The organism is Burkholderia sp. AU44665, assembly GCF_030504405.1.
GTDB classification, from domain to species: Bacteria; Pseudomonadota; Gammaproteobacteria; order Burkholderiales; family Burkholderiaceae; genus Burkholderia; species Burkholderia semiarida.
In genome coordinates this window covers 276,290-288,426 of sequence record NZ_JAUJRI010000005.1, presented here as the reverse complement: position 1 = coordinate 288,426, position 12,137 = coordinate 276,290, and the positions used below count along the sequence as shown (strand labels likewise).

13 protein-coding genes are annotated in these 12,137 nt (G+C 65.4%); 11 read left to right on the top strand and 2 right to left on the bottom strand.

Annotation, left to right across the window (positions count from 1 at the left end; all coding sequences use genetic code 11):
- The first annotated feature begins 126 nt into the window (after positions 1 to 126).
- Positions 127 to 1,893, top strand: a complete 1,767-nt coding sequence (gene lpdA, locus QZM15_RS14190) for a dihydrolipoyl dehydrogenase (protein ID WP_059583314.1) — start codon at positions 127 to 129, stop codon at positions 1,891 to 1,893.
- A gap of 191 nt (positions 1,894 to 2,084) precedes the next feature.
- Here lpdA and QZM15_RS14185 read toward each other — a convergent pair whose 3' ends face one another.
- Positions 2,085 to 2,651 carry a phasin family protein gene (locus QZM15_RS14185; protein WP_034188948.1) on the bottom strand — a complete coding sequence of 189 codons (567 nt, stop codon included), beginning with the start codon at positions 2,649 to 2,651 and terminating at the stop codon, positions 2,085 to 2,087.
- Between the two features lie 654 nt (positions 2,652 to 3,305).
- Between QZM15_RS14185 and pbpG the strand changes: the two genes are divergently transcribed.
- Positions 3,306 to 4,472, top strand: a complete 1,167-nt coding sequence (pbpG, locus tag QZM15_RS14180) for a D-alanyl-D-alanine endopeptidase (protein WP_059583315.1) — start codon at positions 3,306 to 3,308, stop codon at positions 4,470 to 4,472.
- Positions 4,473 to 4,589: 117 nt separating this feature from the next.
- Here the strand turns inward: pbpG and QZM15_RS14175 are convergent, their stop codons facing one another.
- The gene (locus QZM15_RS14175; RefSeq protein ID WP_006478384.1) at positions 4,590 to 5,399 is read right to left on the bottom strand and encodes an IclR family transcriptional regulator; all 810 of its coding nucleotides are present in this window, start codon (positions 5,397 to 5,399) and stop codon (positions 4,590 to 4,592) included.
- 184 nt (positions 5,400 to 5,583) lie between these two features.
- Between QZM15_RS14175 and QZM15_RS14170 the strand changes: the two genes are divergently transcribed.
- The 9 genes from QZM15_RS14170 (at position 5,584) to hscB (ending at position 12,124) form a co-directional block, all read left to right on the top strand.
- Positions 5,584 to 6,306, top strand: coding sequence for a (Fe-S)-binding protein (locus tag QZM15_RS14170; RefSeq protein ID WP_006481974.1), 723 nt, complete (start codon positions 5,584 to 5,586; stop codon positions 6,304 to 6,306).
- Positions 6,307 to 6,339: 33 nt separating this feature from the next.
- On the top strand, positions 6,340 to 7,752 hold the full coding sequence (locus tag QZM15_RS14165) for a lactate utilization protein B (RefSeq protein WP_302106594.1): 1,413 nt from the start codon (positions 6,340 to 6,342) through the stop codon (positions 7,750 to 7,752).
- 128 nt (positions 7,753 to 7,880) lie between these two features.
- On the top strand, positions 7,881 to 8,108 hold the full coding sequence (locus QZM15_RS14160) for a hypothetical protein (protein ID WP_059643905.1): 228 nt from the start codon (positions 7,881 to 7,883) through the stop codon (positions 8,106 to 8,108).
- 102 nt (positions 8,109 to 8,210) lie between these two features.
- The gene (locus tag QZM15_RS14155; protein WP_059583321.1) at positions 8,211 to 8,693 is read left to right on the top strand and encodes a low molecular weight protein-tyrosine-phosphatase; all 483 of its coding nucleotides are present in this window, start codon (positions 8,211 to 8,213) and stop codon (positions 8,691 to 8,693) included.
- Positions 8,694 to 8,810: 117 nt separating this feature from the next.
- Complete coding sequence (gene iscR / locus QZM15_RS14150) at positions 8,811 to 9,350, top strand: Fe-S cluster assembly transcriptional regulator IscR (protein WP_006401955.1); 540 nt, start codon at positions 8,811 to 8,813, stop codon at positions 9,348 to 9,350.
- 65 nt (positions 9,351 to 9,415) lie between these two features.
- Positions 9,416 to 10,639 carry an IscS subfamily cysteine desulfurase gene (locus tag QZM15_RS14145; protein WP_059583323.1) on the top strand — a complete coding sequence of 408 codons (1,224 nt, stop codon included), beginning with the start codon at positions 9,416 to 9,418 and terminating at the stop codon, positions 10,637 to 10,639.
- A gap of 67 nt (positions 10,640 to 10,706) precedes the next feature.
- Positions 10,707 to 11,114, top strand: a complete 408-nt coding sequence (gene iscU, locus QZM15_RS14140; RefSeq protein ID WP_006478389.1) for a Fe-S cluster assembly scaffold IscU — start codon at positions 10,707 to 10,709, stop codon at positions 11,112 to 11,114.
- Positions 11,115 to 11,176: 62 nt separating this feature from the next.
- Entirely contained in the window at positions 11,177 to 11,500 is a 324-nt protein-coding gene (iscA, locus tag QZM15_RS14135) for an iron-sulfur cluster assembly protein IscA (protein WP_011885413.1), read from the top strand.
- Between the two features lie 96 nt (positions 11,501 to 11,596).
- Positions 11,597 to 12,124, top strand: coding sequence for a Fe-S protein assembly co-chaperone HscB (hscB, locus tag QZM15_RS14130; protein ID WP_006491598.1), 528 nt, complete (start codon positions 11,597 to 11,599; stop codon positions 12,122 to 12,124).
- The last annotated feature ends 13 nt before the right edge of the window (positions 12,125 to 12,137 follow it).

Sequence of the window (12,137 nt, the reverse complement as noted above, 5' to 3'; positions counted from 1 at the left end):
CTTGGGCGGACGGCAAAGGTGGTCCTGCCCAACGTCCCGTGCTCTTGTCAGGCCGCATGGCGTCAGGTTCCGCTTTTTCGCCAGCCCCTCCCTCTCTCTCCGCAGTCAATCAAGAAGGGGACAGTCATGAGTCTCATCGAAGTCAAGGTTCCGGATATCGGCGATTTCAGCGGCGTCGATGTCATCGAAGTCAACGTCAAACCCGGCGACGTGATCGAAAAAGAACAAACCCTCATCACGCTCGAATCCGATAAAGCCTCCATGGAAGTGCCCAGCGACGTCGCCGGCACCGTCAAGGAAGTCAAGGTCAAAGCCGGCGAGAAAGTCTCGCAAGGCACCATCATCGCCATCGTCGAAGCCTCGGCAGGCGCAGCCGCTCCCGCGAAAGCACCCGAAGCGCCGAAGCCCGCAGCCGCCGCACCGGCGCCGGCCGCAGCCGCGCCGGCACCCGCGCCGCAAGCCGGCAGCTACGCAGGTGCCGCCGACATCGAGTGCGACATGCTCGTGCTCGGCGCCGGCCCCGGCGGCTACTCGGCCGCGTTCCGCGCCGCCGATCTCGGCATGAAGACCGTGCTCGTCGAACGCTATTCGACGCTCGGCGGCGTGTGCCTGAACGTCGGCTGCATCCCGTCGAAGGCGCTGCTGCACACGGCACTCGTCATCGACGAAGCCGCGGCGCTCGCGTCGCACGGCATCACGTTCGGCAAGCCGCAAGTCGATCTCGACAAACTGCGCGACTTCAAGGGCGGCGTCGTCAAGAAACTGACGACGGGCCTCGCCGGCATGGCGAAGGCGCGCAAGGTCGAAGTGGTCACCGGCGTCGGCGCGTTCGTCGATCCGTTCCACATGGAAGTGCAGGGCGAAAACGGCAAGAAGGTCGTCAAGTTCAAGCAGGCGATCATCGCCGCCGGCTCGCAAGCGGTGAAACTGCCGTTCATGCCGGAAGACCCGCGCATCGTCGATTCGACGGGCGCGCTCGAACTGCGCCAGTTGCCCAAGCGCATGCTCGTGATCGGCGGCGGCATCATCGGCCTCGAAATGGCCACGGTGTACGCGACGCTCGGCGCGGAGATCGACGTCGTCGAAATGATGGACGGCCTGATGATGGGCGCCGACCGCGATCTCGTGAAGGTCTGGGAAAAGTACAACGCGAAGCGCTTCGGCAACGTGATGCTGAAGACCAAGACGGTCGGCGCGGAAGCGAAGGAAGACGGCATCTACGTGAAGTTCGAGGGCGAGAAGGCGCCCGCGGAAGCGCAGCGCTACGACCTCGTGCTCGTCGCGGTGGGCCGCAGCCCGAACGGCAAGAAGATCGGCGCCGACAAGGCCGGCGTCGCGGTCACGGATCGCGGCTTCATCGACGTCGACAAGCAGATGCGCACGAACGTGCCGCACATCTTCGCGATCGGCGATATCGTCGGCCAGCCGATGCTCGCGCACAAGGCCGTGCACGAAGGCCACGTCGCCGCGGAAGCCGCGCACGGCGAGAAGGCGTATTTCGACGCACTGCAGATCCCGTCGGTGGCGTACACCGATCCGGAAGTGGCGTGGGCCGGCAAGACGGAAGACCAGTGCAAGGCCGAAGGCATCAAGTACGGCAAGGCCGTGTTCCCGTGGGCCGCGTCGGGCCGCGCGATCGCGAACGGCCGCGACGAAGGCTTCACGAAGCTGATCTTCGACGAGGAAACCCATCGCGTGATCGGCGGCGGCATCGTCGGCCTGAACGCGGGCGACCTGATCAGCGAAGTGTGCCTCGCGGTCGAGATGGGCGCGGACGCGGAAGACATCGGCAAGACGATCCATCCGCACCCGACGCTCGGCGAATCGGTCGGCATGGCCGCCGAACTGTACGAAGGCGTCTGTACGGACCTGCCGCCGCAGCGCAAGAAGTAACGCGAGCGGTACGGCCGGCCACGCGCCGGCCGTGAAAAAACGCCGTCGCCCGGGTCATCCGGCCGACGGCGTTTTCTTTTGCGGGGCGTGCGACGGGTTCGTTGTGGCGGGCAGTTCGCCGCCCGCGCGCGCTCCGGCGCCGGAAACGAAAAAGCCGCGCTGCGCGCGGCTCTTTCAGGAGCAGGGGACGCTTACGCGGCCGGCTTGCTCGAACGACGTGCGGCAGCGGCGGTGGCAGCCTTCGTGGCGACGGCGGCAGCGGCGTTGAAGTTCGTTTCAGCGATTTCCACTGCTTGCTTCGTGGCCTTCTGAACCGTTTCGTACGTGGTGTTCGCAGCGTTCAGTGCCGACTTCAGTGCGGCGACGGCCGTTTCCGAACCGGCCGGGGCGTTCTTCGCGACGTTGTCGACGAGCGCCTGGACCTTCTTGTTCTGCTCGTCGAATTGCGCTTCGGCAACCTTCGCGAATTCGGCTTGCGTCGACGATGCGATTTCGTACAGGTGACGGCCGTACGACAGCACCTTTTCCGCGACCGGCTGCGACAGGCTCGCCTGCAGCGCGATCAGTTCCTGCGCGTCCTTCACCGACAGCAGGCGCTGTGCATTTTCCTGGCCTTCGGCCAGCGTCGACTTCACGACTTGCAGGTTGAGTTCGATCAGCTTCTCGACGCCTTCGAACGCCTTGGTCGTCAGACCGAACAGGCTTTCGAGGTTGGCTTTTTGGGCGGCGGCGATTTGCTCGGGGGTCAGCAAGGACATGTCAGGCTCCTGAAAAACGATCGCGTCGATCGCAAGATAAAGGGCACTACGCTGGGGAACTTCGGCGCCGCGCGCTTTGTGCAACGCAGCAATGAGGCCTATTTTAGGGCAGAGAAAGCGGATGTCAAGCATTTTTTGTGCGTTGCACAATCGCGACAAATTATCGATAAAACAACGAGTTATCGCGCCCGTTCGGAATCGGTTTCAGGCGCGTTCCCACATGGTGCGCACGGCGGCGGGGCAAACGCGTCGCACCATGATCATGCACAGGTAAACCTGACAGGCCCATGGAACGTTATCCTTCTGTTCCTGTCGAAAAACGCGCCGTTTCGATGCGCGTGCCGTGGCGACGTGCCGCCGCCACGGTCGAGACCGGCGCCCTTGGCACGCCGAGCCCCGGATACGTAGTTTCCCCGCTTTAAATCGCCTCCAAAGTGACGTTATCTCAATTAACCGTGCGGTAATCGGGAGACGGGCGCTGTCGGGCAGTGCGTCCCATGGATTTTTTCGATGGGAGCGGGAGAGTCGATTGGCCAGAGGTTGGCCGACTCTTACATTCCGGTTTAAAGACGATCGGTAAGTGCCTAATATTGCTCTTTTTTTCAGCTTTAACTACACTTGCGGAAACCTCCCGCCCGCTTTGTCCAGACCCCAATGAAAGCCGAATCGTTTTCACCGCGCAGATTGTTGCAGAGCATGACGCTCGGCACCGCTGTGTCGGTCGCAGTCGCGTTGCTGGCGACCACCGCGTCCGTCACGCCTGCTGACGCCTTCGCCGCCACTGCGAAGACCCAAGCCGCCAAGAAAAAGGCCGTCGCTCCTGCTTCGTCCGCGAAGAAGAAGTCGGCCGGGGCGACCTCCGACAAATCCGCCAAGGTCGCCTCGGCCGATGCGCCGCGCGCGAAGGCGTCGCGAAAGCGCGTGACGCTCGCGGCGAACAGCGTGCACGGCGGCCATCGCGGCGCGGTGCGCAAGGTCGCGTTCCAGCCGCGCCGCCCGACGGTCGGCCAGGCGTTCGGCCTGCACGACACGCCCGACGCGCTCGCGCTGCGCTCGAGCGTCGCGTACGTCGTCGACCAGAATACCGGCGAGCCGCTGTTCGACAAGAATTCGCACGCGGTCGTGCCGATCGCGTCGATCTCGAAGCTGATGACGGCAATGGTCGTGCTCGACTCGAAAGCGCCGATGGCCGACCAGATCGAAGTCACCGACGAAGACCGCGACTACGAGAAGGGCACGGGCTCGCGCCTGTCGGTCGGCTCGGTGCTGTCGCGCGAGGACATGCTGCACATCGCGCTGATGGCGTCGGAAAACCGCGCGGCGGCAGCGCTGTCGCGTTACTACCCGGGCGGCCGTCCGGCGTTCATCGCGGCGATGAACGCGAAGGCGAAGTCGCTCGGCATGACCGACACGCACTTCGAGAATTCCACCGGCCTGTCGAGCTCGAACGTGTCGAGTGCGCGCGACCTCGTGAAGATGGTCAATGCGGCGTACCAGTACCCGATGATCCGTCAGTTCTCGACCGATCGCACCTACGAGGTGTACACGGGCAAGCGCAACCTGGTCTACAACAGCACCAACGCGCTGATCCGCGGCAACGGCTCGTGGGACATCGGCCTGCAGAAGACGGGCTTCATCAACGAAGCGGGTGAATGCCTGGTGATGCAGGCGACGATCCACGGCCGGCCGATGGTGATGGTGCTGCTCGATTCGTTCGGCAAGTACTCGCGCTTCGCCGACGCCTCGCGCCTGCGCAACTGGCTCGATGCCGGCGGCGGCGAGCGCCTGACGGCGGCCAATACGCCGAACGGCGGCACCTGATCGTCCACGGCGGTTCGCCGCCATGCCGATCGCCGCAACGAAGAAGCCCCGCAATCGCGGGGCTTTTTTTGTCCGACGAATCGGGAGCCGGGGCCGGTGCCGGGCCGACGGCGAGGCTTACGCCTGCCGCTGCAGCCCGTCCACGTCTTTCTCGGGCGCCGGCCGGTAGCCGAGCGATTCCGAGATGGTGAGCGCCGTCCGGCTCAACTGGCCGAGCCATGCGTCCTGCAGCCGGTCGGCCGGCGCCGACAGCGACAGGCCGGCAACGAGCTTCCCGGAATCGTCGTAGATGCCGGCCGCGATGCAGCGCACGCCGAGTTCGAGCTCCTCGTTGTCGCGCGCGCACGACTGCTGGCGGACGATCGTCAGCTCGCGTTCGAGCTTCGCGATATCGGTGATGCTGTTCTGCGTATGGCCGGACAGCCCCGTGCGCGTCGCATAGGCACGCACGCGCGACGTCTCGTCGGCCGCGAGGAACAGCTTGCCGACCGACGTGAGATGCAGCGGCGCGCGGCCGCCGATCGCGCGGACGACCTGCATTCCCGAGCGCTCGGAGTACGCGCGCTCGATATAGACGATCTCGTCGCCCTGGCGCACCGACAGGTTCACGGTCTGCCCGGTGAGGCGGTGCAGCTCGCGCATCGGCATCAGCGCCGCGTCGCGCACCGACAGGCGCGCCTTCACGAGATTGCCGAGCTCGAGCAGCCGCATGCCGAGACGGTAGGTGCCGGGATCGGAGCGGTCGACGAGGCGGCAGGTCACCATGTCGTTGAGGATGCGGTGCGCGGTCGACGGGTGCAGCTCCGTACGCTGCGCGAGTTCCTTGAGGCTGACGGGGTCGCTGTGCGCGGCGAGCGCGTCCAGCAACCGCATCATGCGTTCGATCACCTGGATCGACGTTTTTGAATCGGGGGTGGGTTGGCTCATGTCGGGGGGAGGAATCGATTGACGCGTCAGGCGGTGTTGGACCGATTGTATCTCGTATCGTGAAAAAAGCGAACGCCGTTCGAGGAAGTCCTCGTTTCGTGCGGCGCGGGCTTGCGCGCGGGCCGGCGTTGGTCTTGCCGGTCAAACGTCGGATAATGAGAGCCGTTTTCTCGAAGGAGCACGTATGCGAGTCGGTTTGTTCGTGACCTGCCTGGTCGACCTGATGCGCCCCGAAATCGGTTTTTCGGCGCTCAAGCTGATTCGCGACGCCGGCTACGAGGTGATCGTGCCGCCCGCGCAGACCTGCTGCGGCCAGCCGGCCTACAACTCGGGCGACCGCGCGCTGGCGCGCGACCTCGCGGAAAAGACCCTGCGCGAGTTCGAGCAGTTCGATTACGTCGTCGCGCCGTCGGGTTCGTGCGGCGGGATGATCCGCGCGCACTACGGCGACCTGTTTCGCGACGATCCCGAACTGATGGGGCGCTACACGCGGTTCCAGCAGAAAGTCCACGAACTGACCGACTTCCTCGCGAACGTCGCGAAGGTGTCGCTCGCGCCGGGCGAGTTCGCCGGGCCGGTCACCTATCACGATTCGTGCTCGGGCCTGCGCGAGCTCGGCGTGAAGGCGCAGCCGCGCGCGCTGCTCGCGCAGCGCGGCGTCGCGGTGACCGAGATGAAGGATTGCGAGCACTGTTGCGGCTTCGGCGGCACGTTCGCGGTCAAGTACGGCGACATCTCGGCGGCCATCGCGGACGAGAAATGCGCGAACGTGCGCGCGTCGGGCGCGGGCACGGTCGTGCTCGGCGATCTCGGCTGCATGTTGAACATCGAAGGGCGGTTGCGCCGCACCGGCGACCGCGACACGCGCGTGCTGCACGTCGCGCAGGTGCTGGCGGGCGACGTCTGACGCCCGGTTCCGCTCACTTTCCCCGATACCGCGATGCAAGTCCAATCGATGCATTTCAAGGCGCGCGCCGGCCAGAAGCTGGCCGACCAGCGCCTGCAGCAGAACCTGAAGAAACTGTCGACGAAGTTCGTGTCCGCCCGCGCCGACGCGATGACCCTGATCGACTTCCCGGCCACGCGCGCCGCGCTCAAGGCGCGCCGCAACCGCGCGCTGGAGAATCTCGACGTGTGGCTCGAGGCATTCGAGCGCGAGGCGACGCGGCGCGGCACGACGGTGCTGTTCGCCGAAACGACCGCCGACGCCGCGCGGCTCGTGGCCGACATCGCGCGCCGGCACGACGTGAAGAAGGTCATCAAGACCAAGTCGATGGTGTCCGAGGAAATGCGGCTGAACGCGGTGCTCGCCGAGATGGGCGTGCAGTCGATCGAGACGGACCTCGGCGAATACATCCTGCAGATCAACGACAACGAGCCGCCGAGCCACATCATTGCGCCCGTCGTGCACAAGGACAAGGACGAGATCGCCGACCTGTTCGCGCGCACGCACCGGCGCGAGCGGCTCACCGAGATTCCGGACATGACGCGCGAGGCGCGCGAGGTGCTGCGCCCGCATTTCATGTCGGCCGACATGGGCGTGACGGGCGGCAACTTCGTGATCGCCGAGACGGGTTCGGTCGCGATCGTGACGAACGAAGGGAACGAGGGCATGTGCACGGTCATGCCCCGCGTGCATGTCGCGGTGACCGGCATCGAGAAGGTACTGCCGACGCTCGAGGATCTCGCGACCGCGATGCGGCTGCTGCCGCGTTCCGCGACCGGGCAGAAGACGTCGAACTATTTCTCGCTGCTGACCGGGCCGCGCGGGCCCGGCGACGAGGACGGCCCCGAGCACAACTACGTGGTGCTCGTCGACGGCGGCCGCACGGGCCTGATCGGCGGCGAATTCCAGGAGATGCTGCGCTGCATCCGCTGCGGCGCGTGCATGAACCATTGCCCGGTGTACCAGAAGGTTGGCGGTCATGCGTACGGCTGGGTCTATCCGGGGCCGATGGGATCGGTGCTGACGCCGAGCTACGTCGGGCTCGATCGCGCGCTCGACCTGCCGCAGGCGGCGACGCTGTGCGGCGAATGCGACAGCGTATGTCCGGTCGGGATTCCGTTGTCGCACCTGTTGCGCACGCTGCGCGAGAAGCAGGTCGAGCGCCATCTGCGGCCGTGGCGCGAGCGGGCGGCGCTCGCCGCGTGGGGTTTCCTCGCCCGGCGGCCGATGCTGTATGCGCTGACGACCAAGCTCGCGGTGCGCGTCCTCGAGCGGCTGGGCGGCAACGGCGGCATGCTGCGGCGCCTGCCGATAATGGGCGGCTGGATGGACACGCGCGACATGCCGACACCGACCGGGCGCACGTTCCGCGAACTGTACGCGGCGTCGCAAAGCCACCTCGGCTGACACTGTTCAGTGAGCAGCAACAGTGCGTTCGCTATTCGCATATTTATCTCGATAGATGCGATCTATAGAATCTTGGCTGTAGTCCCCGGAATCGGGTTTCGGGGTACGAGGTCAAGGAGGTACGCATCATGAAAAAGACAATATCGATGTACTGGCCGCTGGCAATCGTGGTTCCGCTGGCGGCGGCTGCCTATCTGCATGCGATGGCCGATGCGCCGTCGCGCGGCCCGCTCGCGGCTCATCAGGCGTCCGCCGAACTGGCGCGCGCGGTGTCGTTCGGGCTGGTCGACGACGCGGCGAAGCCGCTGCCGGCCGCATCCGGCGACGTCGTGATCGCTGCGCCCAAGGCGCTGTAAGGCACGTCGCCGTCGCTTCGCGCGGCGGCGCGATTTCGGGCGCCTTTGTATAATGGCGCGTTCTTCTTCCCACGCGGTTCGCCGCGGTTTTCCGATAGTGCGATGACCCGCGTAGCGATCTGTTTCGTCTGTCTCGGCAATATCTGCCGTTCGCCCACGGCGGAAGGCGTGATGCGCCACCAGGTGGGCGCGGCCGGGCTGGCCGACCGGATCGCGATCGATTCGGCCGGCACCGGCGATTGGCACGTCGGCGAGCCGCCCGACTCGCGCGCGCAGGCGGCGGCCCGCACCCGCGGCTATGACTTGTCGGCGCTGCGGGCGCGGCAGGTGAGCGCGGCGGATTTCGAGCGTTTCGACCTGCTGCTGGCGATGGACGAAGCCAACCTCGCGGAATTGCGCCGGCGCTGTCCGCCGGCGCATCGCGACAAGGTGCGCCTGCTGATGGAATTCGCGCCGGGCGCGGCCGAGACCGAGGTGGCCGATCCTTATTTCGGCGGCGAGCAGGGCTTCGAACAGGTGCTCGATCAGGTCGAGCGCGCGTGCGCGGGCCTGCTGGACACGCTGCGCAGTCGCGCCGCGCGCTGATCGACACGGGAAATTCAGCGGTCTGCGAATACCCTGTCGAAGACATGGATACTTGACTAAAATCGTCAAATATTTATACTTGACCAAAATCGTCAAGATTGCAGTCCCCTAGACACCATGAGACTCACCACCAAAGGCCGTTTCGCCGTCACGGCGATGATTGACTTGGCACTGCGCCAGGAGCAGGGCCCGGTGACGCTTGCAGGCATCAGCCAGCGCCAGCGGATTTCGCTCTCGTATCTCGAACAGCTGTTCGGCAAGCTGCGCAGGCATGAAATCGTCGAATCCGTGCGCGGCCCGGGCGGCGGCTACAACCTCGCGCGTCGCGCGCAGGACGTCACCGTTGCCGACATCATCATCGCGGTCGATGAACCGCTCGACGCCACGCAGTGCGGCGGCAAAGGCACGTGCGACGGCTCGAAGCAGCCCGACGGCCATTGCATGACGCACGAGCTGTGGTCGACGCTGAACCAGAAAATGGTCGAATACCTCGATTCGGTGTCGCTTCAGGATCTCGTCGATCAGCAGCGCGCACGCGAGGGCGCCCCTGCGGTGCTGCGCGACCGTCGCGCGCCGGAGCCCGTCGCCGCACCGGCCGAGCCCGTGCGCACGATGCCGCTCGGCCCCAATTCGGTGTTCAACATCGCGAGTTCGTGAGCGCGAAGGCGCCCGTCACACCCCATAACGCACATAGTCCCTGCACAGAATACCCGGAGCGACAGATGACCCAAGAGACTCTCCACCTGCCCATCTATATGGATTACAGCGCGACGACGCCCGTCGATCCGCGCGTGGTCGACAAGATGGTGCCGTACCTGCGCGAGCAGTTCGGCAACCCGGCGTCGCGCAGCCACGCTTATGGCTGGGACGCGGAGCGTGCGGTCGAGGAAGCGCGCGAACAGGTGGCCGCACTCGTGAACGCCGATCCGCGCGAGATCATCTGGACGTCCGGCGCCACCGAGTCGGACAACCTCGCGATCAAGGGCGCCGCGAATTTCTACAAGGGCAAGGGCAAGCACATCGTCACGGTGAAGACCGAGCACAAGGCCGTGCTCGACACGTGCCGCGAGCTCGAGCGCGACGGTTTCGAAGTCACCTACCTCGACGTGAAGGAAGACGGCCTGATCGATCTCGACGTGCTCAAGGCCGCGTTGCGCCCGGACACGATCCTCGTGTCGGTGATGCACGTGAACAACGAGATCGGCGTGATCCAGGACATCGAGACGATCGGCGAAATCTGCCGCGAGAAGGGCATCGTGTTCCACGTCGATGCCGCGCAGTCGACCGGCAAGGTCGAAATCGATCTCGCGAAGCTGAAGGTCGACCTGATGTCGTTCTCGGCCCACAAGACGTACGGCCCGAAGGGCATCGGCGCGCTGTACGTGCGCCGCAAGCCGCGCGTGCGCATCGAGGCGCAGATGCACGGCGGCGGTCACGAGCGCGGCATGCGTTCGGGCACGCTGCCGACGCACCAGATCGTCGGCATGGGCGAGGCGTTCCGCATCGCGCGCGAGGAAATGGCGACCGAGAACGAGCGCATCCGCATGCTGCGCGACAAGCTGCTGCGCGGCCTGTCGCAGATCGAGGAAACCTACGTGAACGGCGACATGGACCACCGTGTCCCGCACAACCTGAACATCAGCTTCAACTTCGTCGAAGGCGAGTCGCTGATCATGGCGATCAAGGACGTCGCGGTGTCGTCGGGCTCCGCGTGCACGTCGGCGTCGCTGGAGCCGTCGTACGTGCTGCGCGCGCTCGGCCGCAACGACGAGCTCGCGCACAGCTCGATCCGCTTCACGGTCGGCCGCTTCACGACGGAGCAGGAAGTCGACTTCGTGATCGATCTGCTGAACAGCAAGATCGCGAAGCTGCGCGAACTGTCGCCGCTCTGGGAAATGCACCAGGAAGGCATCGATCTGTCGACGATCGAATGGGCCGCGCACTGATACCGCATTGAATGCAACCGCGGGCGGATTGACGCACGCAGACGTAACGAGTCAAGGAGTCTGAGTCATGTCTTACAGCAACAAGGTTCTGGATCACTACGAAAACCCGCGCAACGTCGGTTCGTTCGCGAAGGACGACGACACGGTCGGCACGGGCATGGTCGGCGCGCCGGCGTGCGGCGACGTGATGAAGCTGCAGATCCGCGTCGGCGCGGACGGCGTGATCGAAGACGCGAAGTTCAAGACCTACGGTTGCGGTTCGGCGATCGCATCGAGCTCGCTCGTCACCGAATGGGTGAAGGGCAAGACGCTCGACGAGGCACTGTCGATCAAGAACACGCAGATCGCCGAGGAACTCGCGCTGCCGCCGGTGAAGATTCACTGCTCGATCCTCGCGGAAGACGCGATCAAGGCAGCCGTGGCCGACTACAAGAAGCGCCACGACACCAAGGAAAGCGATCAGGCAGCAGCCTGAGCGGCATCGAGCGTTGTGAAGGAACGCGGTGCGTCGTCCAGGCGCCCCGCGGCAAGGACATCATGGCAATTACACTGACCGAAAAAGCAGCACAACACGTCCAGAAATACCTCGTCCGCCGCGGCAAGGGTGTGGGCCTGCGGCTTGGCGTTCGCACGACCGGGTGCTCGGGGCTCGCGTACAAGCTCGAGTATGTCGACGAGCTGGCTCCCGAGGATCAGGTGTTCGAGAGCCATGGCGTGAAGGTCGTCGTCGATCCGAAGAGCCTCGCCTATATCGACGGCACCGAGCTCGACTTCGCCCGCGAAGGCCTGAACGAAGGGTTCAAGTTCAACAACCCGAACGTGAAGGACGAGTGCGGGTGCGGGGAATCGTTCCGCGTGTGACGCGGCTCCCTCCGCGCGATGCGGGCAAGAGGCGGCACGGGCCGCCTTTTTAATGTGCGGCGTTTGCCGCGCGACGAACCGGAATTGAACGCGACGATGGTTTCGCTGAAAGACAGCCATTTCGACCTGTTTCACCTGCCGGCGCAATTCGCGCTCGACGAGACGGCGCTCGACGCCGCCTACCGGACGGTGCAGACGCAGGTGCACCCGGACCGCTTCGCGGCGGCCGGCGATGCGCAAAAGCGCATCGCGATGCAATGGGCCACGCGCGCGAACGAGGCGTACCGCACGCTGCGCGATCCGCTGAAGCGCGCGTCCTATCTGCTGTCGCTGCGCGGCGTCGATATCGGCGCGGAAAACAACACGGCGATGGAGCCGGCGTTCCTGATGCAGCAGATGGAGTGGCGCGAGGGCATCGAGGATGCCGCGGCCGCCCGCAACGTCGACGCGCTCGACGCGTTGCTCGCCGAGTTGCGCGACGAGAAGCGCGTGCGCGTCGAGCGCCTCGGCACGCTGCTCGACAGCGGTGCCGACCAGGCCGCCGCGGAAGCCGTGCGTCAGCTGATGTTCATCGAACGGGTCGCGTCGGAAGTGGGCGCGCAGATCGAGCGCCTCGAAACTTAACCGCGTGCCTCGC

What these genes read in the sequence shown, in the direction of transcription:
- QZM15_RS14155 (WP_059583321.1), top strand. Translation starts at nt 8,211, where the DNA reads ATGACCCGCGTAGCGATCTGTTTCGTCTGTCTCGGCAATATCTGCCGT.
- QZM15_RS14145 (WP_059583323.1), top strand. Translation starts at nt 9,416, where the DNA reads ATGACCCAAGAGACTCTCCACCTGCCCATCTATATGGATTACAGCGCG.
- iscR (WP_006401955.1), top strand. Translation starts at nt 8,811, where the DNA reads ATGAGACTCACCACCAAAGGCCGTTTCGCCGTCACGGCGATGATTGAC.
- hscB (WP_006491598.1), top strand. Translation starts at nt 11,597, where the DNA reads ATGGTTTCGCTGAAAGACAGCCATTTCGACCTGTTTCACCTGCCGGCG.
- QZM15_RS14175 (WP_006478384.1), bottom strand. Translation starts at nt 5,399, where the DNA reads ATGAGCCAACCCACCCCCGATTCAAAAACGTCGATCCAGGTGATCGAA.
- QZM15_RS14170 (WP_006481974.1), top strand. Translation starts at nt 5,584, where the DNA reads ATGCGAGTCGGTTTGTTCGTGACCTGCCTGGTCGACCTGATGCGCCCC.
- pbpG (WP_059583315.1), top strand. Translation starts at nt 3,306, where the DNA reads ATGAAAGCCGAATCGTTTTCACCGCGCAGATTGTTGCAGAGCATGACG.
- QZM15_RS14165 (WP_302106594.1), top strand. Translation starts at nt 6,340, where the DNA reads ATGCAAGTCCAATCGATGCATTTCAAGGCGCGCGCCGGCCAGAAGCTG.
- QZM15_RS14185 (WP_034188948.1), bottom strand. Translation starts at nt 2,651, where the DNA reads ATGTCCTTGCTGACCCCCGAGCAAATCGCCGCCGCCCAAAAAGCCAAC.
- iscU (WP_006478389.1), top strand. Translation starts at nt 10,707, where the DNA reads ATGTCTTACAGCAACAAGGTTCTGGATCACTACGAAAACCCGCGCAAC.
- QZM15_RS14160 (WP_059643905.1), top strand. Translation starts at nt 7,881, where the DNA reads ATGAAAAAGACAATATCGATGTACTGGCCGCTGGCAATCGTGGTTCCG.
- lpdA (WP_059583314.1), top strand. Translation starts at nt 127, where the DNA reads ATGAGTCTCATCGAAGTCAAGGTTCCGGATATCGGCGATTTCAGCGGC.
- iscA (WP_011885413.1), top strand. Translation starts at nt 11,177, where the DNA reads ATGGCAATTACACTGACCGAAAAAGCAGCACAACACGTCCAGAAATAC.